At 31.8% G+C, this 24,998-nt stretch carries 35 protein-coding genes; 2 read left to right on the forward strand and 33 right to left on the reverse strand.

The window, feature by feature from the left end:
- Window positions 1-8: 8 nt before the first annotated feature.
- From cls to tmk, 11 genes are all read right to left on the reverse strand, one after another.
- A complete protein-coding gene (gene cls / locus HF295_RS05365) occupies window positions 9-1,529 on the reverse strand; it encodes a cardiolipin synthase (protein WP_312031149.1) in 1,521 nt (506 codons plus the stop codon).
- 50 nt (window positions 1,530-1,579) lie between these two features.
- On the reverse strand, window positions 1,580-2,698 hold the full coding sequence (locus tag HF295_RS05370; protein WP_312031151.1) for a DUF1508 domain-containing protein: 1,119 nt from the start codon (window positions 2,696-2,698) through the stop codon (window positions 1,580-1,582).
- 107 nt (window positions 2,699-2,805) lie between these two features.
- Window positions 2,806-3,201 (reverse strand): 30S ribosomal protein S9, encoded by a 396-nt coding sequence (gene rpsI, locus HF295_RS05375; RefSeq protein ID WP_312031152.1) that lies wholly within the window; start codon window positions 3,199-3,201, stop codon window positions 2,806-2,808.
- Between the two features lies 1 nt (window position 3,202).
- Window positions 3,203-3,637, reverse strand: coding sequence for a 50S ribosomal protein L13 (gene rplM / locus HF295_RS05380; protein WP_312031154.1), 435 nt, complete (start codon window positions 3,635-3,637; stop codon window positions 3,203-3,205).
- 110 nt (window positions 3,638-3,747) lie between these two features.
- Entirely contained in the window at window positions 3,748-5,706 is a 1,959-nt protein-coding gene (metG, locus tag HF295_RS05385) for a methionine--tRNA ligase (RefSeq protein WP_376739664.1), read from the reverse strand.
- Between the two features lie 2 nt (window positions 5,707-5,708).
- A complete protein-coding gene (locus tag HF295_RS05390) occupies window positions 5,709-6,248 on the reverse strand; it encodes a DJ-1/PfpI family protein (RefSeq protein WP_312031157.1) in 540 nt (179 codons plus the stop codon).
- Between the two features lies 1 nt (window position 6,249).
- The gene (rsmI, locus tag HF295_RS05395) at window positions 6,250-7,104 is read right to left on the reverse strand and encodes a 16S rRNA (cytidine(1402)-2'-O)-methyltransferase (protein ID WP_312031158.1); all 855 of its coding nucleotides are present in this window, start codon (window positions 7,102-7,104) and stop codon (window positions 6,250-6,252) included.
- Entirely contained in the window at window positions 7,082-7,846 is a 765-nt protein-coding gene (locus HF295_RS05400) for a tRNA1(Val) (adenine(37)-N6)-methyltransferase (RefSeq protein WP_312031159.1), read from the reverse strand. The genes rsmI and HF295_RS05400 overlap by 23 nt, the downstream gene beginning before the upstream one ends.
- Before the next feature lies 1 nt (window position 7,847).
- Window positions 7,848-8,693 (reverse strand): PSP1 domain-containing protein, encoded by an 846-nt coding sequence (locus tag HF295_RS05405; RefSeq protein WP_312031160.1) that lies wholly within the window; start codon window positions 8,691-8,693, stop codon window positions 7,848-7,850.
- Window positions 8,683-9,693, reverse strand: a complete 1,011-nt coding sequence (locus HF295_RS05410; protein ID WP_312031161.1) for a DNA polymerase III delta subunit-related protein — start codon at window positions 9,691-9,693, stop codon at window positions 8,683-8,685. Before HF295_RS05410 ends, HF295_RS05405 begins: the two co-directional genes overlap by 11 nt.
- 9 nt (window positions 9,694-9,702) lie before the next feature.
- Window positions 9,703-10,323 (reverse strand): dTMP kinase, encoded by a 621-nt coding sequence (gene tmk, locus HF295_RS05415; protein WP_376739687.1) that lies wholly within the window; start codon window positions 10,321-10,323, stop codon window positions 9,703-9,705.
- 109 nt (window positions 10,324-10,432) lie between these two features.
- Here tmk and HF295_RS05420 point away from each other — a divergent pair, with 109 nt between their 5' ends.
- Together HF295_RS05420 and HF295_RS05425 are read left to right on the forward strand one after the other, a co-directional pair.
- Window positions 10,433-11,104, forward strand: a complete 672-nt coding sequence (locus HF295_RS05420; RefSeq protein ID WP_312031163.1) for a metal ABC transporter ATP-binding protein — start codon at window positions 10,433-10,435, stop codon at window positions 11,102-11,104.
- A complete protein-coding gene (locus tag HF295_RS05425) occupies window positions 11,101-11,982 on the forward strand; it encodes a metal ABC transporter permease (RefSeq protein WP_312031164.1) in 882 nt (293 codons plus the stop codon). Before HF295_RS05420 ends, HF295_RS05425 begins: the two co-directional genes overlap by 4 nt.
- Window positions 11,983-12,016: 34 nt before the next feature.
- Here HF295_RS05425 and truA read toward each other — a convergent pair whose 3' ends face one another.
- Genes truA through rplE form a run of 22 tightly spaced genes read right to left on the reverse strand, consistent with a single transcriptional unit; the run spans window position 12,017 to window position 24,995 of the window.
- The gene (gene truA / locus HF295_RS05430; protein WP_312031165.1) at window positions 12,017-12,970 is read right to left on the reverse strand and encodes a tRNA pseudouridine(38-40) synthase TruA; all 954 of its coding nucleotides are present in this window, start codon (window positions 12,968-12,970) and stop codon (window positions 12,017-12,019) included.
- Window positions 12,971-13,951 (reverse strand): energy-coupling factor transporter transmembrane component T family protein, encoded by a 981-nt coding sequence (locus tag HF295_RS05435; protein ID WP_312031166.1) that lies wholly within the window; start codon window positions 13,949-13,951, stop codon window positions 12,971-12,973.
- Window positions 13,948-14,808, reverse strand: coding sequence for an energy-coupling factor transporter ATPase (locus HF295_RS05440; RefSeq protein ID WP_312031167.1), 861 nt, complete (start codon window positions 14,806-14,808; stop codon window positions 13,948-13,950). Before HF295_RS05440 ends, HF295_RS05435 begins: the two co-directional genes overlap by 4 nt.
- Window positions 14,784-15,584, reverse strand: coding sequence for an energy-coupling factor transporter ATPase (locus HF295_RS05445; protein ID WP_312031168.1), 801 nt, complete (start codon window positions 15,582-15,584; stop codon window positions 14,784-14,786). Before HF295_RS05445 ends, HF295_RS05440 begins: the two co-directional genes overlap by 25 nt.
- A gap of 56 nt (window positions 15,585-15,640) precedes the next feature.
- Window positions 15,641-16,354, reverse strand: coding sequence for a CBS domain-containing protein (locus HF295_RS05450; protein ID WP_312031169.1), 714 nt, complete (start codon window positions 16,352-16,354; stop codon window positions 15,641-15,643).
- Window positions 16,355-16,406: 52 nt separating this feature from the next.
- Window positions 16,407-16,769 (reverse strand): 50S ribosomal protein L17, encoded by a 363-nt coding sequence (gene rplQ / locus HF295_RS05455; protein ID WP_312031170.1) that lies wholly within the window; start codon window positions 16,767-16,769, stop codon window positions 16,407-16,409.
- 16 nt (window positions 16,770-16,785) lie between these two features.
- On the reverse strand, window positions 16,786-17,733 hold the full coding sequence (locus HF295_RS05460) for a DNA-directed RNA polymerase subunit alpha (RefSeq protein WP_312031171.1): 948 nt from the start codon (window positions 17,731-17,733) through the stop codon (window positions 16,786-16,788).
- Window positions 17,734-17,742: 9 nt separating this feature from the next.
- Window positions 17,743-18,132 (reverse strand): 30S ribosomal protein S11, encoded by a 390-nt coding sequence (gene rpsK, locus HF295_RS05465; RefSeq protein ID WP_312031172.1) that lies wholly within the window; start codon window positions 18,130-18,132, stop codon window positions 17,743-17,745.
- Window positions 18,133-18,150: 18 nt separating this feature from the next.
- Complete coding sequence (rpsM, locus tag HF295_RS05470; RefSeq protein WP_312031173.1) at window positions 18,151-18,516, reverse strand: 30S ribosomal protein S13; 366 nt, start codon at window positions 18,514-18,516, stop codon at window positions 18,151-18,153.
- A 9-nt stretch (window positions 18,517-18,525) separates the two neighbouring features.
- The gene (gene rpmJ, locus HF295_RS05475; RefSeq protein ID WP_312031174.1) at window positions 18,526-18,642 is read right to left on the reverse strand and encodes a 50S ribosomal protein L36; all 117 of its coding nucleotides are present in this window, start codon (window positions 18,640-18,642) and stop codon (window positions 18,526-18,528) included.
- Window positions 18,643-18,681: 39 nt separating this feature from the next.
- Window positions 18,682-18,903 (reverse strand): translation initiation factor IF-1, encoded by a 222-nt coding sequence (gene infA, locus HF295_RS05480; RefSeq protein WP_312031175.1) that lies wholly within the window; start codon window positions 18,901-18,903, stop codon window positions 18,682-18,684.
- Between the two features lie 12 nt (window positions 18,904-18,915).
- Window positions 18,916-19,665 (reverse strand): type I methionyl aminopeptidase, encoded by a 750-nt coding sequence (gene map / locus HF295_RS05485; RefSeq protein WP_312031176.1) that lies wholly within the window; start codon window positions 19,663-19,665, stop codon window positions 18,916-18,918.
- On the reverse strand, window positions 19,658-20,314 hold the full coding sequence (locus HF295_RS05490; protein ID WP_312031177.1) for an adenylate kinase: 657 nt from the start codon (window positions 20,312-20,314) through the stop codon (window positions 19,658-19,660). The genes map and HF295_RS05490 overlap by 8 nt, the downstream gene beginning before the upstream one ends.
- A 4-nt stretch (window positions 20,315-20,318) precedes the next feature.
- Window positions 20,319-21,686: a preprotein translocase subunit SecY gene (secY, locus tag HF295_RS05495; RefSeq protein WP_312031178.1), complete on the reverse strand. Its 1,368-nt coding sequence runs from the start codon at window positions 21,684-21,686 to the stop codon at window positions 20,319-20,321.
- Window positions 21,686-22,126 carry a 50S ribosomal protein L15 gene (gene rplO, locus HF295_RS05500; protein ID WP_312031179.1) on the reverse strand — a complete coding sequence of 147 codons (441 nt, stop codon included), beginning with the start codon at window positions 22,124-22,126 and terminating at the stop codon, window positions 21,686-21,688. Before rplO ends, secY begins: the two co-directional genes overlap by 1 nt.
- An 11-nt stretch (window positions 22,127-22,137) precedes the next feature.
- Window positions 22,138-22,323 carry a 50S ribosomal protein L30 gene (rpmD, locus tag HF295_RS05505; protein WP_312031180.1) on the reverse strand — a complete coding sequence of 62 codons (186 nt, stop codon included), beginning with the start codon at window positions 22,321-22,323 and terminating at the stop codon, window positions 22,138-22,140.
- Window positions 22,323-22,850: a 30S ribosomal protein S5 gene (gene rpsE / locus HF295_RS05510; protein ID WP_312031181.1), complete on the reverse strand. Its 528-nt coding sequence runs from the start codon at window positions 22,848-22,850 to the stop codon at window positions 22,323-22,325. Before rpsE ends, rpmD begins: the two co-directional genes overlap by 1 nt.
- A 17-nt stretch (window positions 22,851-22,867) precedes the next feature.
- The gene (gene rplR, locus HF295_RS05515; protein WP_376739665.1) at window positions 22,868-23,218 is read right to left on the reverse strand and encodes a 50S ribosomal protein L18; all 351 of its coding nucleotides are present in this window, start codon (window positions 23,216-23,218) and stop codon (window positions 22,868-22,870) included.
- Between the two features lie 18 nt (window positions 23,219-23,236).
- Entirely contained in the window at window positions 23,237-23,779 is a 543-nt protein-coding gene (rplF, locus tag HF295_RS05520) for a 50S ribosomal protein L6 (protein ID WP_312031183.1), read from the reverse strand.
- Window positions 23,780-23,808: 29 nt separating this feature from the next.
- Window positions 23,809-24,207 (reverse strand): 30S ribosomal protein S8, encoded by a 399-nt coding sequence (gene rpsH / locus HF295_RS05525; RefSeq protein WP_312031184.1) that lies wholly within the window; start codon window positions 24,205-24,207, stop codon window positions 23,809-23,811.
- Window positions 24,208-24,260: 53 nt separating this feature from the next.
- Window positions 24,261-24,446: a type Z 30S ribosomal protein S14 gene (locus HF295_RS05530; RefSeq protein ID WP_312031185.1), complete on the reverse strand. Its 186-nt coding sequence runs from the start codon at window positions 24,444-24,446 to the stop codon at window positions 24,261-24,263.
- A gap of 9 nt (window positions 24,447-24,455) precedes the next feature.
- A complete protein-coding gene (gene rplE, locus HF295_RS05535; RefSeq protein WP_312031186.1) occupies window positions 24,456-24,995 on the reverse strand; it encodes a 50S ribosomal protein L5 in 540 nt (179 codons plus the stop codon).
- Window positions 24,996-24,998: the final 3 nt, after the last annotated feature.

The raw sequence follows: 24,998 nt of genomic DNA on the forward strand, positions 1-24,998 counted from the left end.
ATCTCTCCTTAAAACATTGGACTAAAGAGGTTAAACCAACCTTGAGCAATTCTTGTGAATATCCCTCTTTTACGCCATTCTTCTTTCGTTATTCTTTTTGATATTAATAAATCTTCATTAAATGTCTTTACCAAATCATCAACGGTTCTATTGACAAAAACAGCTGTTGCTTCAAAATTTAAATTCAAACTTCTAGGATCAATGTTCACGGTACCTACTGAAGCTAAAGCATCATCAATCATCAATGTTTTTGCATGAATAAATTTATCTTCATATTCATAAATTTCTACATTCATTTTTAATAAGGGTTCATAATAAGATTTGGTCGCATAACCCACAGCTATATAATCATGTTTGCCAGGAACCATTAATTGAATCCTAACACCTGAATGTGCAGCTACTTTTAAAGCAGCCATAATTTCAGGTTCAAGAATGAGATAGGGTGTGGTTAATTTAATTGATTTCTTTGCTTCAGTTATCATTTTCAAATATACATGTTTAATTAAACCAGATTCAAAGTCTGGCCCTGATTCAATCACTGATAATAATCCATTATCCACTACTTTATCAGGCGAACGATATAGGTCTAAAACATGATTGTTTACATAATACCAATCTTTGATAAAGACATTATAAAGACCTAATACTCCTTGACCTTCTAACATAATTTGCGTATCTCTCCAAAAACCAAATTTCTTAGATTGATGGTTATATTCATCTCCTAAGTTCATACCACCAATAAAGCCAACTTTACCATCTATAACGGTTACTTTTCTATGGTTTCTAAAATTTAAGTTTGAGTTAAAAACAGACAAAGTTTGAGGGTCAAAAACAGAAAATACAATGCCTTGTTTATGCAAATCATCTAAGTACTTATAATCAATATGTTTATTGGAACCAAAATGATCATATAATACATAGACTTTTACATTTTCTTGAACTTTTTTAGCCAATAAATTCAAAATTTTCTTACCTATATTATCGGTTTTTAAAATATAAAATTCCATAAAAATAAAATCTTTGGCCTTATTAATTTCTTCAGCTAATTTAGGAAAAAATTGGTCTCCATTATTTAACAATAAAACTGATGTATTGTCTTTATAAATCGTCCTTGAAGTATGGTTTTCTATAAATTCAAAAACCTCATGATAAGGATATCTAGATATATCCTCTTTTAATTTCTGCTCATAAGCTAAAAATGCCTTATGGGCAATTAAGGGTCTTGTCTTCGGAAATTTTCTTAAGTGAAAGTCACGAGCGAAGATACCATAAAGAATCATTCCTAAAATAGGATTTAATACTATAATTAATAACCAATAACTCTTATTGTATGCATAATCTTCTTTTAGTAAAACCCTAACTAAAATAATGATGGCTATTAATCCTAAAAAACCAGAAACAATGAAACCAAATACGTTTCCGGAAAATATACGAATGACATTATTAATATAATTGTATTGCATGGCTGAAATAGTGTAAACGAAAGCTGCGAAAACACCTAATGCAAATATTGCAAATATTCTTTTCATAATAAACCTCTAAGTATCTAAAAAACAAACCACTTTGCAGTGGTTATTCTTTATGCTTCAGTTATAACTGCCTTTAAACCGAATTTTAAAACTGAATGCACAGCTGATATAGAATTTGATTTTTGTGAATAAGTTTCACCAGTGACCAATATCTGTCCAGTTGCTGAATATAAATTGAATTGATAACGATTTTGTTTATCTTTAGCCACTGTAAAATTTTTATCTTGAATAGCTTTTTGGATGGTTTTTAAACCTGATTTTGCTGAAGACTTACTTGAATAGCCTTGAGAAGTAAAGAGAATTTGCGAATTAGAAGCCCTAAGTCTTAAATAATAAAAATCATTTTCCTTTAAAATTTCATACTTACCCATGTTGGATTCTTCAACACTTTCAAATTCAATATCCTCTTCTCTAATTTCAGATTTTGGGACTTCATCTAAGATATCAATCTTATCTGTATCATAAAATTTCTTAACAGAATCCACTGCTGAATTAGCCTTAGAGACAGATTGATACATTTCACCGACCATGATGACTCTAGCACCATTGGTATTGTATAAATGAAATTGAGAAAAACTATTTTTGTCTGTCATGATTTTAAACAAACCTTCTTCAACATTCTTTTTAAAGGTTTCTATGCCAGATAAAGCACCTTTTTCAGAAGAATATCTAAAAGAAACACATAAAATTTCACCATTAGATGCTTTGAGTCTAAACTTATATGATTTAGATTCTGGATAGACTTCATACTTTCCTTGATATTTTCTAGAATGATGTTCGGGGCTTTTCTTAGATTTTAACTCTTCAACTAATTTTTCTTCTTCAGTATCTTGTTCATCAACTAAAACATCTTCTAATTCATCTTTATCTACTTGGTCATTATTAGTCGTTTCTTGTTTGTCTTCAAGAATAACTTCTTTTTTTGGCCACTCTATTTCTTCTTGGTTAGAGACCTTAGGTTTACTAAAAGGTCGAATCTTTAATTTTTCAACAGTCTCTTTTTCTACAGGTGTTTTTGTGTTCTCGCTTTGATGTTCTTGTTTAGATAATTCCTTATTTATAGCAGTTTCCAAGGTGTCATTTGAATTTGAAGTCATTACATTATTCTTTGATTCATTTGCTAATTTCTTAGCTTTTCTTTTCTCTCTCCACTTTTTAAAAAAACACATACCAATCACCTCTACTTTAATTATATCAAATATATACTTAATTTAAAATATAAAGACAAAAAAAACACAGGTTGTGGAGGCCTGTGTTTTTTGTATTTGGCATTTTCTTAACGTTTACTGAATTGTGGTGAACGACGTGCTTTTTTAAGACCGTATTTTTTACGTTCTTTGACACGAGGATCTCTGGTAATTAATCCAGCTGGTTTTAGGATTTTTCTATAGTCTGGGTTCACTTCTAGTAAAGCTCTAGTAATCCCTAAACGGATTGCTCCAGCTTGACCGATGATTCCCCCACCATTGACATTGACTGTGATATCAAATGTATTTTCGTTTGCAGTTAAAACTAAAGGTTGTGATACGTCTAATCTTGCTAAAGCTGAAGGAATATATTCTTCAAATCCACGATTGTTAATCATGATTTTTCCTTCACCTGGTCTTAATATGACGCGTGCTACAGATGATTTTCTTCTACCTGTTCCGCGATACATTACATTGTTAGCCATATTATCCTCTCACTTCCATCATTTCAGGCTTTTGAGCCTGTTTGTTGTGGTCTTCGCCTGCAAAAACGAATAATTTTTTATACATTTGTCTTCCTAGTCTTCCTTTTGGTAACATACCTTTAACAGCTAATTCAACCATTTTAGTTGGTTTTTTCTCCATTAAAGTTTTAGCCGTGTTGGTTTTTAAACCACCATTGTATGTTGAGTGAGTGTAATATTTTTTATCACTCCATTTATTACCAGTTAAAACAATTTTACTTGCATTAATGATAATAACATAATCTCCGCAATCTACATGTGGTGTAAATGTTGGTTTATGTTTCCCTCTCAATACAGTAGCAACCTCAGTTGCTAAACGACCTAATGTTTTCCCAGCTGCATCAACAACGAACCATTTACGTTCAATTGTATTAGCATTTGCCATAAAAGTTTTCATTTTATACCTCCTTAAGATATTTAAAGAGCTAGTGGGTTATATAAAATAAAAATGTACCTTTAATATAATATCACTTAGGTTTAATTAAGTCAACAATTTATTCTTGGTCTCTAACTTATTTTATCTCCAGCTTCTAAACTTTGGTCAAGTTCAATAACCTTAAGCAATTTATCCCCTGTTTCAGCGCTTAAAATCATTCCTTCACTTAATATTCCTCTTAATTTAACCGGTTTTAAATTAGCCACAACCATGACCATTTTACCAATTAAATCTTCTGCTTTGTAGAATTTAGCAATCCCAGACACAATCGTCCTCACCCTGTCACCAGTATTCACTTTAAAGACCAATAACTTATCAGCATTTGGGTGAGCTGATGCATCTTCTATATGGCCAACCACTAAATCTAATTTAGAAAAATCATCATATTCAATATCATCTTTCATTTGAAAAACTTTCTTTGATTCTTCTTTAGGAGCATTTTCTTCCATCATTTTTTTAATAAGTTCACTTTCCTTTTCAAGATCAAGTCTTGGGAATAAGTGTTCGATTTTTTCTTTTACATGGTAAGTTTGTTTTTGTCCAAAGTCATAAGAAGAAAATCTTTGATATGCTTCTTCAACTTGAATATCCTCAAAAACCTTAGGGGTTGATTCGATGAGAAAAGGTTGATACATAATAGTAATTAAGCGTATGCCTTCTAACAAATGATACATCACGGATTCTAAGACATCCTTTAGGTCTTCGTTTTTCGCAAGTTCCCAAGGGAATGTATCATCAATTAACTTATTGGTTCTTTTAACTAAAGCAGAAATTTCAGAGATAGCTTCAGAAATTTTAAAGTCATCCATAGCTTCTTGATAACGACTAAATGCTTTATTTGCAGTTTCTTGCAAGTCTAGTTCAAATTCACGATAATCATGTTGGTGTTTTGTTTTCTTAACAGAACCCCCAAAATATTTATTAACCATTGAAACACTACGAGAAACTAGATTACCATAATCATTTACTAAATCAGTATTGATACGTTTAATATAATCTTCAGGCGTAAACTCTCCATCATGACCATAGGTTAATTCTCTAACAATATAATATCTAAAAGCATCTAAACCATAAACTTGAACTAATTGTTCAGGATAAATCACATTGCCTTTAGACTTAGACATTTTACCATCTTTCATCAAATACCAACCATGGGCAAACAACCTAAATTTAATAGGAATATCCAAGGCCATTAACATAATCGGCCAATAGATAGCGTGAAATCTTAAAATATCTTTTCCTACAACGTGAACAACTTCATCACCATCAAGCCAATACTTTTTAAATAAATCATCATTTTTAGATCCATATCCTAAAGCAGTAATATAATTACTTAAAGCATCAATCCAAACATATACCACATGTTTAGGATTTGATTTTACCTTAACACCCCAATCAAAAGCTGTTCGAGATACAGATAAATCATTAAGTCCTGATTTAATAAATTGAACAACTTCATTCTTTCTTGATTCAGGTACTATAAAACCAGGATGTTCATCAATATATTTTAATAATCTATCTGCGTACTTAGATAATCTTAAAAAATATGTTTCTTCTTTTAATATTTTTGTTTCTTTACCACAATCAGGACAAATATTTCCATCCAATAATTGGGTTTCAGTAAAGTATGCTTCACAAGAAACGCAATAATGACCAGAGTACTCACCTAAATAAATATCATCTTGTGCTAATAATTGTTCAAAAATACTTTGAACAACGTTTTCGTGTCTATCTTCAGTTGTTCTAATAAAGTCATCATAATCAATCTTTAATGTTTTCCACAAGTCTTTTGATAATTCAGCCATATAATCTACATGTTCTTGTGGTGTTTTATTATTTTTAAGGGCTGTTTCAGCCATTTTTTGTCCGTGTTCATCGTTACCAGTTAAGAATCTAGCATCAAATCCCTTTAAGATTTTATATTTCTTAACTGAATCACATAAACAAGTTGTATAAGCAGAACCTATATGGTATTTACCACTAGGATAGTAAATCGGCGTTGTAATATAAAATGTTTTCAAATCATTCACCTCTAATACACAATATTTTCTTTGAATTTTTGTAAAGCATCAGGTCCTTGAATTGTCTCAATAATTTTAAAGACAAAATCATAAACTGAGCCTGCACTTCGACCCGTAATAAATTGTTCATCTCTTACAGCTTTTTCGTTGACTCTAATAGCTTGACCCATCTCTTTTTCTGTTCCAGGGAAAGAGATGTATTTCTTTCCATCTAACAAACCTAGCAAACCAAAAACAGTTGGTGCTGCACAAATAGCAAACATCCACTTGTCTTTTTGATGAAAGGCACGTGCTATATCTTTAACACTTTGTTCATCTCTTATTTTAAAAGCAGCTCTTCCACCAGGGATCAATAAACCATCATAGTCATCAGGATTTAAATCTTTTATCTTTAGTAAGTCAGTCACAACAGTATGGTAAGCTCCTGTCACTTTTTCTTGATTGTAAACTGAGTAAAAATCAACTGTAAACTTAGCTCTTCTTAACAAGGCACTGGTTGCTAAAGCTTCAACATCTTCAAAACCATCAGCCAATAAACATGCTAGTTTCATTTTATTCCTCCTCAATTTTACTTTGTAAATATTCTTGATAAATTTTATTTTTAGGTATATGGGTCATCAAAGATACTTTCTTCATAGCCTCTGTTTTCTTAAAACCTTGTAGGATGAAGTAATCGACTTGTTCGACAATACTTAAACCATCTTTAATTTCTTGGTCTTGATAACCTTCAACCATTAATACAAGTTCACCCTTTAAATCATCAATTTGAATATATTCAGATAATTGACCATAAATCACTTCTTCAAAAGATTTAGAAATTTCTCGTGCGATGACAAAGTGACGATCTCCTAATTCGTTAAATAAATCTTTTAAAGAATCTTTGATCCTATGAATAGATTCATAAAAGATTAAAGTTTCAGGATAATATTTTACGCTTTGAATCATGTCTATTCTTTTCTTAGCTTTAGCATCTAAAAAACCTAAAAACACAAAGGGTTGTGTTTTTAATCCAGACATGGTTAAAGCCGTTAATAAAGCATTAGCCCCTGGTAAAGAAACAACATTATAATCTTTTTCTATGACTTTTTGAACCAAATGATAACCGGGATCGGATATCAATGGCATACCCGCATCACTGACCAAACCAATGTTTTTACCTTGATCTAAGTAATCTAATAAAATGCCCATTTTTGATTCTTCATTAAAATCATGATATGAATCTAACTTGGTTTGGATATTATAATGAGAAAATAATTTTCTTGTATTTCTGGTATCTTCCGCAAACACAATATCAACTTCTTTTAAAAGCCTTAAAGCCCTTAAGGTAATGTCTTCTAAATTACCTATGGGTGTAGGTATTAAATATAAGGTTGCTTTATTATTTTTATAATGATGATGTCTTTTCATAATTTTCATCTCCTAGATGAAATATTCTCAATACCTCATCAGTATACTGGTTGTTTTCATCGTGAATATATAATGGTTGTTCAATGATTAAAGACCCCATAGAACCATTATATCTAGCTTCAACCAATAACATCTTGGCTTCTTTGTGAGCTAATGTATAAACAAACCGAATTCTTTTCGCTACAAAATGATGCTTGTTCATTTCAATAATAATTTCATCCATGCGTTCAACACGATGGATAAAATACAAGATACCACCTTGTTTTAACAAACGTTTACCAGCATCAAATAAATCACTTAAATTTAACATGACCTCATGTCTTGCTATAGACAATGAAGCTAAATCATTGTGTTGTTTACTATCTTTTGACTTATAAAACGGCGGATTACAAACCACAATATCAAATTGATTGGTTTCAAAATGTTTATAAACATCTTTAATATCCTCATGAAGAAAAGAAACTTGCGTTTCTAAATGATTTAATTTAGCAGATTCTCTAGCTAAATGAATAACTTCTTCTTGAATATCAACACCAATAATTTTGGCCTTTGTCTTTAAGGACATATAAAAAGATACAGGACCTAATCCACAACCTAGATCAATGATATTTTTCACACGAGGATTGATATTAACAAAATCACCTAAGAGTAAAGAATCTAATGAAAACTTAAATAAATCATCTTTTTGGATGATTTTTAATCCATCATAAGCTAACAAATCATGGATATGTAAATTACTCATCTTAATCCTCTAAGTCAGACAATTGATTTTCGATATCTAAATCTTCTTTATTTTGAGCAACATCATTCATATGATATGTCTTATACTCATCCCCACCGAAATGAACTGTCACTGATTGTTCACTATAATTAATCTTGGTAACTTTTCCTTGACCATCTTGAGTCCATACCAAAGAATTAATGTTTGGTGTTTCAGCTTTAAAGTTTTTATAATTTTCGTTTTCATAACGTATACAGCATAAAAGCTTACCGCATAATCCAGATATATTTGCTGGATTTAAAGATAAATTTTGAGTTTTAGCCATTTTTATGGATACGGGTTCAAACTCTCTTAAAAAGGTTGTACAGCAGGTTTGTCTCCCGCACGGTCCAATACCCCCAATAACCTTAGCGCCGTCTCTAGCGCCGACCTGACGCAACTCAATACGAACATGGAACTCATTGGCTAAGTCTTTGACAAGTTCTCTAAAATCAACCCTACCTTCAGAGGTAAAATAAATAATTAATTTTGAACGATCTAAAGTATATTCTGAATTTAACAATTTCATATCTAAACGATGTTTTAAGATTAAATCTTTAGTAACTTCTTTAATTCTTTCTTGATCGCTGATATTGATTTTAAATTTTTCAATGTCTTCAGGACTCGCTAATCTTAAAATAGGTTTTAAGGGTGAAACCAACTCATCTTCTCTAAGTTCAATTACATCTGAGATAACTTCACCAAGTTCTAGACCTCTTACTGTATCTACGATGACATAGTCTTTTCTTTTTAATTCTAAATTATTGGTAGAAAAATAATATTTTTTTCCTAAATAATTAAATTGTATAGCAACTGCTTTATAAAGCATTTTTATAACCTCTTTCTAGTACAAGTATTAACTGATTTAAAGCTAAAGGTAAATTGATATTGTACTTAATTCTTTTTGATAATTCAAGCATTTGTTCAAGTTGTTCTTTAGCAAGAACCAAATTTATTTTTTTTGCTAGTTTTTCAATCATAATATGATGATTTAAAAAACAAATATTTTCATTTTTTAACATCTTTTGTATTATATCTTTTTGAAAAAGAATCATAAAATCTAAAAAGAACTCTGTTCTAGATTGGTCTGATAATACTTTCCCGCTAGTTTCTAAAAAAGTAATTACAGCTGATTTTTTTGAATCCAAAAAAGCCTCATAGATACTAATCACTAAGTCAATGATTTCTATCATTAAATCATCTTTAGCAATCTCTATAGCCGCATCAATATCTGAAGTATATTGACTGATAGGATTGGCATATGATGATAAAATTTCCATTTCTTGAAGTTTTTGTCTAATAAGTTTACGATCTAACTCTTTAAAATGGATAAGTTCTCCTCGAGAACGTATGGTTGGTAATAGAGATTGAATATTCTCGGTAATCATGATTTGATAAATATCTTCTCCAGGTTCTTCCATAGTTTTTAACAAGGCATTGGCAGAAGATAAATTAAATTTATCAGCTTCTTGTATGATATTTACCCTTGGGCCAGATTCTAATGAAGTTTTTGAGAACTCATCAATCAATTGTTTGATTTGTTCTTTTTTTATCATTTGTCCGTCTGGTTCAACAATAAATAAATTAGGATGGGTTAAATGATCCACTCTTAAACATTCATGACACTGATTACAAGGATTCAATTCATCATCCTTGTTTTGACACATCATTGCTTTGGTAAAGAATAAGGCTGTCTCCAGTTTTTTAGTGCCTTTAACCCCTTCAAAGATATAAGCATGGTTTAAACGATTTAATTTTATATGATTTTGTAACAAACGAGAAACAACCATTTGTTCTTTAGACAAATCTAACCATGACTTATAAATCATAGAATCCTCCTAGAGTATTAATTTTATGAGTTCTATAGTATCTTCAACCACTTTATCAAGTGATTGTTCTCCATTCACACATTTTATTCTATCATATTTTTGAACTAATCCTAAATAACCTTGATAGATTTTTTGATGGAAATCCAAATCTTCTAAATCCAAACGATTGACTTCTCTACCCGGAGTTGAGAATACTCTTTCTAGCCCAACTTCTGGTCTTACATCAACAAATATAGTTAAATCAGGCAAGGCATCTTCAATAGCGAAATAATTAATATCATAGACTTGATCAATTCCAATTTCCCTAGCTATACCTTGATAAATCAAAGAGCTATCTACAAAACGATCGCATAAGACCACGTAACCATTTTTTAAAGCCGGTATTATGATTTCAACCAAATGTTGTCTCCTAGATGCCGCAAATAATAAAGCTTCAGTTTTAGAATCCATTTCTTGATTTTCTTTATCTAAAAGGATTGAACGAATTTGTTCAGAAATTTTAATACCTCCAGGTTCTCTAGTGGTTAAAACTTTATATCCTAAGTTCTCTAATTCTATTTTTACCTTTTTTATAACTGAAGTTTTTCCAGAACCTTCAGTTCCTTCAAAAGTAATAAATTTCCCTTTCATATCATCACCTACTTGTCTCATTATTATCTCATAAAATGGCTAATTTTTAAATATATTTATTTAATAAATTTGGCGAATATGTTACAATAAATTTCAAGGATGGTTGATTATGCAAATATATATTAACAATTTAACTTTTGCTTATGGCATAAAAACTGTATTAAAAAATTTATCTCTCACCTTAAATCAAGGTGATTATTTAGTTATAAAAGGTAAAAATGGCAGTGGTAAATCAACCTTTATTAAATGTTTGCTTGGCATTAATGAAGTCAAACCTAACGCTATTTTTTATGACCAGAAAGATATTACTGAATTTAAATCATGGACTGATTTTGGCTATGTTAGTCAATCCTTTGATGAATTTAATTATGAATTCCCTATCACTGTTTCTGAGTTATTAAGTGTATCAAGTGCCAAGGGTGTTAGCCATCAAATGAGATTGAAATTACTAGATCAAATGAGAATATTTGATATTCAAAACCAAAATATCAATTCCTTATCCGGTGGTCAATTACAAAGAGTGTTTATTGTAAGGGCCATGTTAAATAACCCAAAAGTATTAATTTTAGATGAGCCAACAGCTTCAATTGATAAGCAAAACAAAGAATTCTTTTATCATACAGTTGACCAACTTAACAAAGAAGGTATTACCATTATCTTAATTACACACTCGGATGAAATATCCCATTTAAATTATACACACATTTTAGATATGTATGGTGATTTAACCAATGATTTTTCTGTTAGAAAGAATTCTATGGAAGGAAGTGTTCAACAATGATGACCCTATCCTTCATTACTGATATCTTTAAATATGATTTTCTTTTAATCGCTTTAATCGCTGGTTTTATCCTAGGTATTTTAGCTCCTTTATTAGGATCTATCGTGGTTGTTAGACGCTTATCATTCATTGCAGATACCTTGGGACATTTCTCATTGGTAGGTATATCATTTAGTTTATTCTTAAGTTCTCTAGGTTTTAAATTCTTTTTTGAAAACGAATTTTTACTAGGTGTTGTTTTCTCAGTTATTGGTGGATTACTTATCGAGTTCTTTAGAAGGTCCTATAAGAACTATAAAGAAATCTCAATGGTCATCGTCATAAGTCTAGGTGCTGCTTTATCAGCTATTTTCTTTGCACTAGCAAGCGCTACCGGGTCTTTATATGAATACCTCTTTGGTTCAATCCTAACCATAGGATTTGATTCCTTGTTGGTTATTATCGCTACTTTAATTGTGGTCATCATAGTATTTATCTTATTCGGTAAAAAAATAATAGCCGTTAGTTTTGATGAAATGAACGCTAAGTTCATGGGTATTAATGTAGGAATCTTCCAAATAATCTTTATGGTCATGCTTAGTATTGTCGTATCTGTTTTATTAGAAGCCGCTGGTGTCTTACTGATTTCTTCTTTAATGGTCATTCCTGTCGCTGCAGGTATGAGAATTGGATGGTCCTATAAGTCTACAGTTATTATTGCTATTATTTTTTCTGAACTATCAGTTCTTGTGGGATTCTGGCTCACTTACTCTGTTTCAATCCCATCAGGGGCAGCTATTGTATCTGTTAATATTTTCATCTTATTATTAGTAGCTTTTATCAAAAGAATTATCAATATTAAACGCATTAAAAAAACGGTTAATAAAAGAGAAATATAAAAGTATGAGACAATCCACGATTGTCTCATTTTTATTAATATTCAATCTTATCTAAATATAGAGCCTGTGCTGGGGCTATTGAGTTGGTATATTTACGACTCTTTTCTTTTAAAACATCAAGCATCGAAAGTTTAGCCTGGTCTTTGCCTATTTTAATTAAATAATCAACAATAAGCCTAACCATATATCTTAAGAAGCCATTTCCAACAATCTCTAGTCTAATAATATTGTCTTTGACTTCTATAGAAGTATGGAATATTTCTCTCATAGGATCATCCACTTTTGACTTGGAAAAACTAGAAAAATCATGTCTTCCTTCTAATATCTTTAAAGCTTGTCTCATAGCTTCAACATTTAAGTTTTGATCAAAATGATAATAATTTGCTAGTAAAGGGTCATAAGGACCTAGATGAATTTTATATACATATGTTTTTTTACAAACATCATATCTTGAATGAAACAATAGATGTTCCATAGAAACTTCCTTAACATAGATATCTTTAGGTAATTGATGATTTAATATATCTTTCCATTGTTCAGGACTTAGTAAAAGATTAGTATCAAAATGAATCACTTGTCCATAAGCATGAACACCTGCATCCGTCCTTGATGCCCCTTGGATTAAAACATTTGATCCGATCATGGGTTGAATGACCTTATTAAGTTCACCTTGAACTGTTCTTTGTTTGCTTTGAAATTGAAAACCATGAAACTGGCTACCATCATAAGCAATTACCATTTTTACTCTATTTATATGAGATTTATTTTTAACTATAACTATCTTTTGAACCAAATCATTCTTATATGATATCTTAACTAAATGTCCTAATTGATTATGACCATAAGCTGTATGTCTTAAAGGCGAAAAGTCTAAAACCAGATCTTTAAATAAGATCTGGTTATTTTTAATGTATTCAAGAATTTCCTGACGATTTAATAATATTAAATCATCAATTTTGATAGCAGAAAACTCATGGAAATCAAACATCTAATACCCCAATACATTGACTCTAAATAACAAAGCTGTTACAAAAAATAAAAACGTAAAAATACTCACAAAAATATCTCTATATGAATATTCTAAAATATGAATTCTTGTTCTAGGTTTACCAGGCACAAAATTTCTAGACCCCATAGCATCAGCCAATTCTTCACTACGTATAAATGCAATGATAAACATTGGAATCAATAAAGAAATCACTTGTTTTAACTTATCCTTTAATTTTCCTTCAGAAAAATCAGCACCCCTAGATGCTTGGGCCTGCATAATCTTATTTGCCTCATCAAAAATGGTTGGTATATACCTTAAACTAATTGAGATGATTAAGGCAAACTCATCAGAGTTAAAGCCTACCTTCTTAAAAGGTCTTAATAGACTTTCTAGTCCTTGTGTTAAATCTGTTGGTTTGGTTGTAAGTGTCAATAAAGTAGATAAAGTAATGACAATTAATAATCTAAAGACAACAAAAACAGACATCTCTATACCCTTTTCATAAATGGTCAATCGATAAGATGTTAATGGATAATCATTGGCCAAAGATACATTAGATAATAGATAGATAGACCCTACAACAAAAGCAAGGAATAACAAAAATTTAAACTTCTTAAATTTCGCTAAAAATCGCCATATAACAAATAAAACAATTATAAACAAAATGTTTAATAAAGAGATATTTAAAGAAGCATCTACAACCAGACTACCTTCTTTATTTAACAAAATTTGAAAGACGAAAGTAAAAATCAATAATACCAAAATAGGTTTCAATCCTTTTAAGACTCTAAGGATCGAAATCTTACCAATAAACAATAAAGAAAATGTTAATAAAAGTGCTACAAAAATCTGATAAATATCATCAAATAAAAAAGTCGCAATCATTAAAAACAAAACAGCCATAATTTTTGTTCGAGGATCTACTTTATGAAAAAATCCATCTCCTGGAACATATTGACCCATAACAACTGATTTCATGATTTCACCGCCTTTTTAATTTCGTCGGTGATTTCATCTACAGACTTTTTATAAATATCCATATCAAGTCCATGGACTTGATTTAAATGTTTCATTACTTTAATAGAATGTGGATAATCTAAATATTTTTCAACCAAAGCATGGTCTCTAAATAAATCTTCCGGTGAACCATCAAAGATTTTTTCACCATCATTCATCACAATGGTTCTTTTAAAATACTGATAAAGCAAATCCATATCATGAGTAATAACAATAATAGATTTATTGGTTTGTTTATGAATACTTAAAAAAAGTTCCATTAATACTTTTTTCCCATGAGGGTCTAAGCCAGAAGTTGGTTCATCCAAAACAAGTATTTGAGGATCCATTGCTAATATGCCAGCTATAGAAGCTCTTTTTTTCTCTCCACCTGATAAATTATAGGGATTTCTATTATAGTAACTTTCATCTAAACCAACTAAACGTAAAGCATCTTTAGCTAGTTTTTCAGCTTTTTCTTTTTCTATATGAAAATTAAGAGGACCAAACATGACATCCTTTAATACAGTTTCCTCAAATAACTGATACTCAGGAAACTGGAATACTAGACCAACTTTTTGTCTAATGCTGTTGTATGATATTTTTTTATTGCGCTTGCTGGTAATCTTCTTACCAAAGATTTCAACTTCACCTTCAGTAGGAAATATTAAAGCATTCATATGTTTGGCCAAAGTTGTTTTACCTGATCCAGTATGTCCAACCAAAGCAATGAATTCTCCGGTATCTTGAATTTCCAAGGATATTTTATAGATGGCTGAAGCACTAATTTTAGAAAACGAACTATATTGATGTGTTACTTCATTGAAACGTATGCCCATAATGTCTCCTTAATCTGATGAAAATCATGATCATCAAGTAAATTAGCCACATCTAAAGCGACTGGTAATTCTAGATACGAATGTATGAATAAGTCCCTATCTTTCATTAAAATATTGACTTTATCATAAGCAGCAACTTCCCCATCTTTTAATATCATTAACTTATCAGCCATTAAAGCTTCATTAATATCGTGTGTAATCATAATAATGGTTAAACCTTCTTTATGGAGTTGTTTAATATATGACATCAACTCTTCTCTAGCTGAAGGGTCTAACATAGATGTTGACTCATCAAAAATCAAAATATCAGTTCTCATTGCTAGAATACCAGCAATAGCGACTCTTTGTTTTTGACCGCCCGATAAATCTCCTGGTTCCTTATCTAAAAATGATAGCATTTGAACTTTATTTGCATAAAATTCAATACGTTCTAACATTTCTTCTCTTTCAACACATAAATTTTCCATACCAAAAGCAATGTCATCTCTTACCGTGACACCAACAAATTGATTGTCTGGATTTTGAAAGACAATCCCTATTTTTTTTCTTAAATCATAAGCTGTCTCTTCATTAAGTTCATGTCCATCAATTTTGATAGACCCCGAAGAAGGTTCAATTAAACCAACTAAACTTTTTGCAAAAGTTGATTTACCTGAACCATTATGTCCTAAAACCGCTACCCATTCACCTTTTTCAATATTAACAGATATATCATTTAGAACTTTATGATTTTTTGAATATGAAAAATTTAATTTATTAATCTCTATATAGCTCATAAACATCACCTCAATTATTATATCAAAATACAATTGAAATTGCTATTGGAGTCACTCTAATATAATTCATTTTTTAAATCTCTTAATGCAACAATACCTAAAAATTTTTCTGTTTTTATACCATTCTCTGTTACTAGGAGCAATAACAATTGATGTTTGCCTTTAAAATCTTGAGTGAAGATATCATAGGCTTGATCAATAGATAAATTCCTAGGTATAAATTTAAAATATGCTCTCGGCTTTCCATCAAGATCAATCACTTCATGCATTTCCTTAATGAACATTTCTTTATCAATAATTCTATCAGAAATACTTAGATAATCAAAAATCGTCTTTTCAGTAAACATACCTACAAATTGATGATTATTTATAATCGGAATTGCATTGTAACCTTTATTAGCAATTAACTCAATAACATCTTTTAATCTATCTTGATAGTCTTTTGTCTGTAAATGGCTATAAGGAGTCATTATCTGATCAACCCTTTTTGCTTTACTTATTCTGTCTACCAAGTTAGAAAACTCATTTAAAAATTCATCACTTGGAACAATAATATTGTTGTTGTGAGCGACAATATTTCTGATTTCTCCTGCTTTTTTTAGGATATCAAAATAATGTTCATTTTGCATAATTGGTTCTAACTTATGGTTTTTTATATAAAATATCTTTTTTGAATAAGATGTATATGATGGATTATCATTAAAATATTTAATTCTTAAATAAGTATCCAATTGATTATATATTTCTATAAACTTATCTTCTTTATTCAAGTTTGCCTCCTAAAGAGTAAAAAAGTATCGATCACTCGATACTTTTACATTCTTATACTAATTCAATAATAGCCATTGGACTTGCATCGCCTAAGCGTGGTCCAGTTTTATAGATACGAGTGTATCCACCATTTCTATCTTTGTATTTTGGTCCTAATTCTTTAACCAATTTAACGATAGCATATTGATCATCTATTTTTAATTCTCTAACTGTTTTTTCAGCAATTCTTGTTGAATTTAAGTCACCTTTTTTTGCAAGAGTTATTAATTTTTCAACAGTTCTTCTGATTTCTTTAGCTTTAACGAGTGTCGTTTCAATTCTCTCATGCATAATAAGTTGAGTAGCTAAATCACGAATTAGAGCCTTACGATTAGCGCTATTACGATTAAGTTTAGTGTATCCTCTACTTGCCATAATTTCCTCCTATCGATTAGTGTTTAGCTAAGCTTAAATTCAATTCTTCAAGCTTTTGCTTAACTTCCTTCAATGATTTTTTACCAAGATTTCTAACCTTCATCATGTCTTCTTCTGTTTTTTCAATCAATTCAGATAAAGTATTGATACCTGCACGTTTTAAACAATTATATGAACGTACAGATAAGTCAAGGTCTTCAATTGGTTTTTCTAAATTTCTATTGCTTTCTTCAACTTCACGTTCAACCATAAAGTCTTCATCAGCTGCTTTTTCAGATAAATCAACAAATTCATTTAAGTGATCAATTAACATTTTAGATGCCAAACCTAAAGCATCTTTTGGTCCGATTGATTTATCAGTCCAAATTTCTAAAGTTAATTTATCATAATCTGCTTTATCTTCTACTCTTGTTTTTTCTACATCATATCTAGCGCGTGTGATTGGTGTATAAATACTATCAATTGAAATATCATTCACATCGTCTTTGTATTTTGCATTTTCAACTGCGCTGACATAGCCGTTGCCTTTTCTAGCCTTCATTGTCATTCTAAGAACGCCTTTATTAACACGGCAAATAAAATGATCTGGGTTTTTAACTTCGACTTCTTCATCAGCAATAATATCTGATGCATATACGTCTCTAGGTCCTTCAACTGAAATGTCTAAACGTTTTTCAACATTTGAATCTTCGTTATCAATTGAAAGGATAACACCTTTCAAGTTAAGAATAATGGTTGTTACATCTTCAACAACACCTTCAATAGGTGTAAACTCATGAACAACGCCTGTGATATTTACATTCACAATTGCAGCGCCTGGTAATGATGATAACAAAACTCTTCTTAACGAATTACCTAAAGTAATACCATAGCCTCTTTCAAGAGGTGAGATAGCAAATTGACCATAGTTATCTTCTAACTCAAGAATTTCGGTTTTAGGTTTTTCGAATTTTAAGCCCTTCATAATGACCTCCTAACCGCGTGGTCGTTTTGGTGGACGACAACCGTTATGAGGAACTGGTGTAACATCTTTAATTGCAGTAATCTCTAGTCCTGCTACTTGTAAACTTCTAATCGCTGCTTCTCTACCTGGTCCTGGCCCTTTAACTTCAACTTCTACTTTTAATACGCCATGATCCATAGCTGATTTAGCAGCTGCTTCAGAAGCCAATCCTGCTGCAAAAGGTGTAGACTTACGGCTACCTTTATAACCAATTGCACCAGCTGAACTCCAAGCTATTGCATTACCGCTTTTATCGGTAATAGTGATAATAGTGTTATTGAAAGTCGAATGAATATGTGCTACTCCCGATGGAATATTCTTTTTCACACGACGTTTTGTTTTAACATTTTTACGTGCCATTTTATTCAGTCTCCCTTCTTATTTTTTCTTATTAGCTACAGTTCTTCTTGGACCTTTACGTGTTCTAGCGTTGTTACGAGTGTTTTGTCCACGTGTTGGTAATCCTCTACGATGTCTTAGTCCACGATAACAGCCAATTTCACTTAAACGTTTGATGTTTAATGCAACTTCACGTCTTAAGTCACCTTCTACTGTAAATTTCTCTACTTGTTGTCTGATTTTTACGATATCTGAGTCAGATAAGTCTCTTACTCTTGTGTTTTCATCAATACCAGCAGCTGCTAAAATCTTTTCAGATCTTGTTCTACCAATACCATAAACATAAGTTAAAGCAACAACGACTCTTTTTTCTCTAGGAATATCTACTCCTGCTATTCTTGCCATAGTTTCCTCCTATTTCCCTTGTCTTTGTTTATGCTTTGGATTTTCACAAATGACATAAACTCTACCTTTTCTTTTAATGATTTTACATTTATCACAGATTTTTTTTACAGATGGTCTTACTTTCATACCATGATCCTCCTTAAAATCTTTCCATTATTAATTTAATTATTTCATACGATATGTGATACGTCCACGTGTTAGGTCGTAAGTTGACATTTCAACTTTCACTTTATCACCTGGTAAAATGCGTATGTAATGCATACGGATTTTACCAGAAACGTGTCCGATAATACGGTGTTGATTTTCTAGTTCGATTATAAATTTTGCGTTAGGTAGTACCTCAACAACAGTACCAACCATTTCAATTACATCGTCTTTTTTTGACAAACCAATCACTCCTTAACATTTGGTTAATATTTCGTAGCCAGTATCTGTAATCAATATTGAATGCTCAAAATGAGCAGATAATGACTTGTCTCTGGTTACAGCTGTCCAACCGTCAGCCAATACTTTTACATCTTTATTGCCTAAATTAATCATCGGTTCAATGGCTAATGTCATTCCCGATTTTAATCTAGGTCCTCTTCCAGGCAAACCATAATTTGGTATTTGTGGATCTTCATGAAGGTTTGAACCTAAACCATGACCTACAAATTCTCTTACAACCGAAAAACCTAATCCCTCAGCATATTTTTGAATCGCGTGGCTGATATCAGATAATCTGTTTCCAGCTTTTGCAAATTCTAAGCCCTTGAATAAAGATTCCTCTGTGCCTTTTAGAAGTCTTTTTGCATCATCAGATATTTCCCCGCATGCATAAGTCCAAGCAGAGTCGCCATGATATCCCTTATAAATCGCACCTATATCTACAGAGACGATATCGCCTTCTTTTAGAATGGTTGATTTAGATGGGATTCCATGAACAACTTCTTCATTGATCGATATGCATGCCGATGCGGGAAAACCATTATAGTTTTTAAAAGATGGTATTGCATCATGGTCACGAATAACCTTTTCAATCAAATCATCAAGTGCCTCAGTAGATATGCCAGGTTTAATAAAGTCTTTAGCCGCTTGATGGGCTAAGGCTACAATCTTACCAGCTTGTCTCATTAAAGCAATTTCTCTTTCAGATTTAAGTTTAATCATGCAATTCACCTAATTTAATTAAAATATCTTCAAATACTTGGTCACTAGGATTTTCACCATCAATGACCAATAATAAGTCTTTGTTTTCATAATAGTCAAGTAAGGGTTGTGTTTTGTTTTTATAGATTTGTAATCTATTTAAAACTGATTCTTTTAGGTCGTCTTTTCTTTGTATTAAAGAATGACCACAAACATCACAAACCCCATCTTTTTTTGGAGGATGATATTCTACGTGGTAAGTTTCACCACAATTTGAACATACTCTTCGTCCTGCCATTCGATCAGAAATAACATCATCATCAACATCAACATTGATAACAGCTGTTAGATGAATATTTAAAGTATTTAACATTTCATCTAAAGCTTCAGCTTGAGCAATGGTTCTTGGAAAGCCATCCAACATAAATCCATTAGGATATTCATGCTTTTGTAATACTTCCCATACTATGTCATTTGTCATCTTATCTGGCACAAGATTGCCTTGATCTAAATATTTTTTTGCTTCTTGACCAATTTCAGAACCCTTTTTTATTTCGTCACGATAGATATCGCCAGTTGAAATATGGGTTAATGAGAAATGATCAAGTATTTTTTTTGCTTGGGTCCCCTTGCCAGCGCCAGGTTTCCCCATAATCAGTAAGTTAATCATGATACTATCTCATAAAGCCAGCGTAAGCTTTTTCTTGAGTATCAGCTTCAATTTGTTTAGCTGTTTCAAGTGCCACACCAACAATAATCAATAATGATGTTCCTCCGATTTGAGCGTAATTGTGTCCTAAAATCATTGATGTAATGATTGGTAAAGAAGCAACTACAACTAAATAAAATGCCCCAACAACAGTCACTCTAAATAGTGTTTTAGTAATATGTGCTTCAGTTTCTTTTCCAGGTCTTACCCCAGGAATATATGCGTTTTGTTTGTTTAAGTTTTCAGCAATATCTTCTGGTTTCACTAAAATAAATGAATAGAAGAATGTGAATACAAAAATTAAAAGAACATATAATACAAAACCTATTGGTTCAGTATAAGTAAATATTTGTTGGAACCAATTAAGGGTTCTTGATGTTTCAACGGTTGCGTTAGAAACATAACCAATGACTGTCAATGGTAAAGATAAGATAATTGAAGCGAAGATAACTGGAATAACACCAGCAGTATTCAACTTAATAGGGATATTTGAATCCGTTTTACCTTTAAATTTACTTGTGCTTGGTCTGTTTGCGTATTGAATAGGGATTTTTCTTTCAGCAATTTGCATGTAAGTAACACCTACTAATACAATCACAAACATTAAGACGCTGACACCAAACAATAGGTAACCACCAAATTGTCCTTGAACAGCAGATGCTGCACCTTGTAACATTGCATTTGGATCAGCAATATAATATTGAACCAATGATACGATAGTACCAGGGAATGAAATAATAATCCCGGCAACGATCAACATTGATGTTCCGTTACCAACACCCTTTAGGGTTAATTGGTCGGCAATCCAAATCATTAATGCTGTACCAGCAGTTAAAACAACTGCGATATAGAAGTAAACGATGAACCATAGGTTTCTACCACCTAAGGTTGCCCAAGTAATTGCTTCTGTTGTAAACAATCCTACGTTGGCACCATCAAAAGCAAAGGTCATTGCAATTGCTTGTACAAAAGCAAGTGCGATTGCTAAATAACGTGTAAATCTTGCGATTTTCTTTTTACCAACTTCTCCTTCTTCGCCCCATTCTTTCAAGAAAGGCACGATGTCCATTTGTAATAACTGAACAATAATTGAAGCGGTAATATAAGGACTAATACCCAAAGCAACAACTGAATAGTTTCTTAAAGCACCCCCAGAAATTGAGTTTGCAATTCCTAAGAATCCATTACCATCAAAAGCAGCACCGAAAGCAGTTTTATCTACTAAAGGAATTGTAACTTTTGTTAGTAAGTGAAAAATAAAGAAGATAAATAATGTAAATCCTATTTTTTTTAAGACTTCTTTGTTACCGAAAATCTTTTTAATAGTATCCATTATATCACCTCAATAGTGCCACCAGCTGCTTCGATAGCTTCTTTTGCTGAAGCTGAAAATTTATGAGCTTTTACAGTTAGTTTGACTTCTAATTTTCCTCTACCTAAGATTTTAACGCCGTCTAACTCTTTACGAATAACTTTGTCTTCTAATAATAACTCAGGTGTAACTTCTGTATTTTCTTCATAACGATTGAGGTCAGATAAATTGACTACAGCGAATTCCTTTCTAAAAGGATTTGTGAATCCTTTTTTAGGAAGACGTTTGAATAAAGGTGTTTGTCCACCTTCAAAACCAAGTCTTGTACCGCCACCAGAACGAGAATTCTGTCCTTTTTGTCCACGGCCACTTGTTTTACCTAAACCACTACTTGATCCGCGACCCACTCTTTTTTTGTAATGAGTAGCACCATCATTAGGTCTTAATTCGTGTAATTTCATATCAACACCCCCTACTTAGTAACTTCTTCGACTTTTACTAAATGGCTGACTGTGTTAATCATACCTTTGATCATATCATTGTCTTCAACAACAACTGATGAATTTCTTTTAGTAAGTCCTAAAGCCTTAACTGTTTTAATTTGATTTGGTTTTCTTCTTGATATACCTTTTACTAAGGTTACTTTTAAATCCGCCATTAGTGTAGTACCTCCTGAACAGTTAATCCACGCATCTCAGCAACTTCTTCAACAGTTCTTAATTGTTTTAAAGCTTCAACAGTTGCGCTCACGATATTAACTGGAGCATCTGAACCTAAAGATTTTGATAAAACATCTTTGATCCCTGCTAATTCTAGGACGGCACGAACACCACCACCTGCAATAACCCCAGTACCTTCAACAGCCGGTCTTAAGAATACTTTTCCAGCGCCGAATTTACCAGTAATTGTATGAGGTATAGTCGTTCCACTCATAGGAACTTCAATGATATTTTTCTTAGCGGTCTCAATTGCTTTTTTAATGGCATCTGGAACCTCACTTGCTTTACCGATTCCGAATCCCACTTTTCCATTTTGATCGCCAACAACAACTAAAGCAGAAAATTTAAAACGTCTACCACCTTTAACAACTTTGGTAACACGACCAATATTAACTACTCTTTCTTCGTAAAGTTTTGGTTCTCTCTTAGAATGAGGTTTTCTTCCTCTTTTTTTATTGTTTTCCATTTAGATTACCTCCTTCATTAGAATTCTAGCCCTGCTTCTCTAGCAGCATCTGCTAAAGCTTTAACTCTACCGTGATATAAATAACCACCGCGGTCAAATACGACTTTTTTAATACCTTTTTCAATTGCTCTTTCAGCAACTAATTTTCCAACGGTTTTTGCGCCTTCGATGTTTGCTCCATTTTCTAATCCTAAAGATGAAGCTTGTGCTAATGTTACTTGATTTTTATCATCAATGATTTGTGCATAAATTTGTTTGTTAGAACGGAAAACGTTTAAACGTGGTCTTTCTTGAGTTCCTTTAATATAGAATCTCATACGACGATGTCTAACTTGTCTTTGTTTATTTCTGTCTATTTTTTTAAACATAATATTCACCTACTGCTATTAAGCAGCTGTTTTCCCTTCTTTACGACGTACATATTCACCTTTATAACGGATACCTTTTCCAAGATATGGTTCAGGTAAACGAACCTTGCGAATATTTGCGGCAAATTCACCGACTGTTTGTTTATTAGCACCTTTGACTTCGATTTCTGTATTTTTCGGAACTTCCACGGTAATTCCTTCAGGAATTTCCATTTCTACAGGATTAGAATAACCAACATTTAATACCAATGTTTTAGGATCTTTTAATGACGCACGGTAACCAACACCTTTTATCTCAAGACCTTTAGTATATCCTTCACTGACTCCAATAACCATATTATTCAATAACGCTCTTGTTGTTCCATGTAAAGAACGATTGCGTAATGAATCATTTGGTCGGGTTACAGAAATTTCGTCTTCATTAACATTTATTTTAATATTTTTATCGAAATTAAAGCTTAATTCCCCTTTAGGACCTTTAACAACTACAAAGTTTTCTTTGCTGATGTTAATTTCGACTCCTTGAGGTAGCTTTATCGACTTGTTACCTACTCGACTCATAGTTTTCTTGCACCTCTCTTAATTTATTATTACCATACATATGCTATAACTTCGCCACCAACTTTTTCTTGTCTAGCAGCTCTATCAGTTAATAGGCCTTTAGATGTAGAAATAATTGCTATACCAAGTCCGTTAAGAACTCTTGGAAGCTCATCTGTTTTAGCATACACACGTAATCCAGGTTTTGAAATTTTCTTCAAACCTCTAATAACTCTTTCTTCATTATCTAAATATTTTAACGTTATTTTTAACGTTCCTTGAACTCCATCATTAACACTTTCAAAATCAGTAATATAACCTTCTTGTTTTAAAACTTTTAGGATTTCTGATTTTAGTTTAGATGCTGGTAACTCAACTGTTTTATGTTTCATCTGATTTGCATTGCGAATTCTTGTTAACATATCCGCAATTGGATCTGTCATGACCATATTAATAATGCCTCCTTCCTTAATCTATAGGAACTAACTTTCTTCATAATATATTACCAACTAGCTTTTTTAACACCAGGGATTTGTCCCTTGTAAGCTAATTCTCTAAAGCAAACACGACATAATCTGAATTTGCGATATACAGAATGAGGACGTCCACAACGTTCACATCTTGTATAGTTTCTTACAGGAAACTTACTGCCGCGTTTTTGACTGACTTTTTTCGATGTTTTTGCCATTGTATCCTCCTATCTTCTAAATGGCATTCCGAATTGACTTAACAATTCAAAAGCCTCTTGATCAGTATTTGCCGATGTTACAATAACGATATCCATACCTCTGATTTTGCTTACTTTATCGTAATCAATTTCAGGGAATATTAATTGTTCTTTAATACCTAAAGTATAGTTTCCTCTACCATCAAATCCTTTAGGATTGATACCTCTGAAGTCTCTAACTCTTGGTAAAGAGATTGAAATAAGTTTATCTAAGAAGTCATACATTCTTTTTCCTCTTAGGGTAACTTTACAGCCGATTGGCATACCTTCTCTTAATTTATATGTCGCGATTGATTTTTTTGCTTTAGTAATTACTGGTCTTTGACCAGTAATTTGAGTTAATTCACTCACAGCATTATCTAATACTTTTGGGTTTGAAACCGCATCTCCAGCACCGATGTTAATCACGATTTTACTGATGCTTGGTGTCTCCATGATGGAAGAATAATTGAATTTTTCCATTAAAGAAGGTGTAATCTCGTTACGGTATTTTTCTTGTAATCTATTCATTAT

The sequence above is a fragment of the Hujiaoplasma nucleasis genome (assembly GCF_013745115.1).
Taxonomy (GTDB): Bacteria; Bacillota_I; Bacilli_A; order Izemoplasmatales; family Hujiaoplasmataceae; genus Hujiaoplasma; species Hujiaoplasma nucleasis.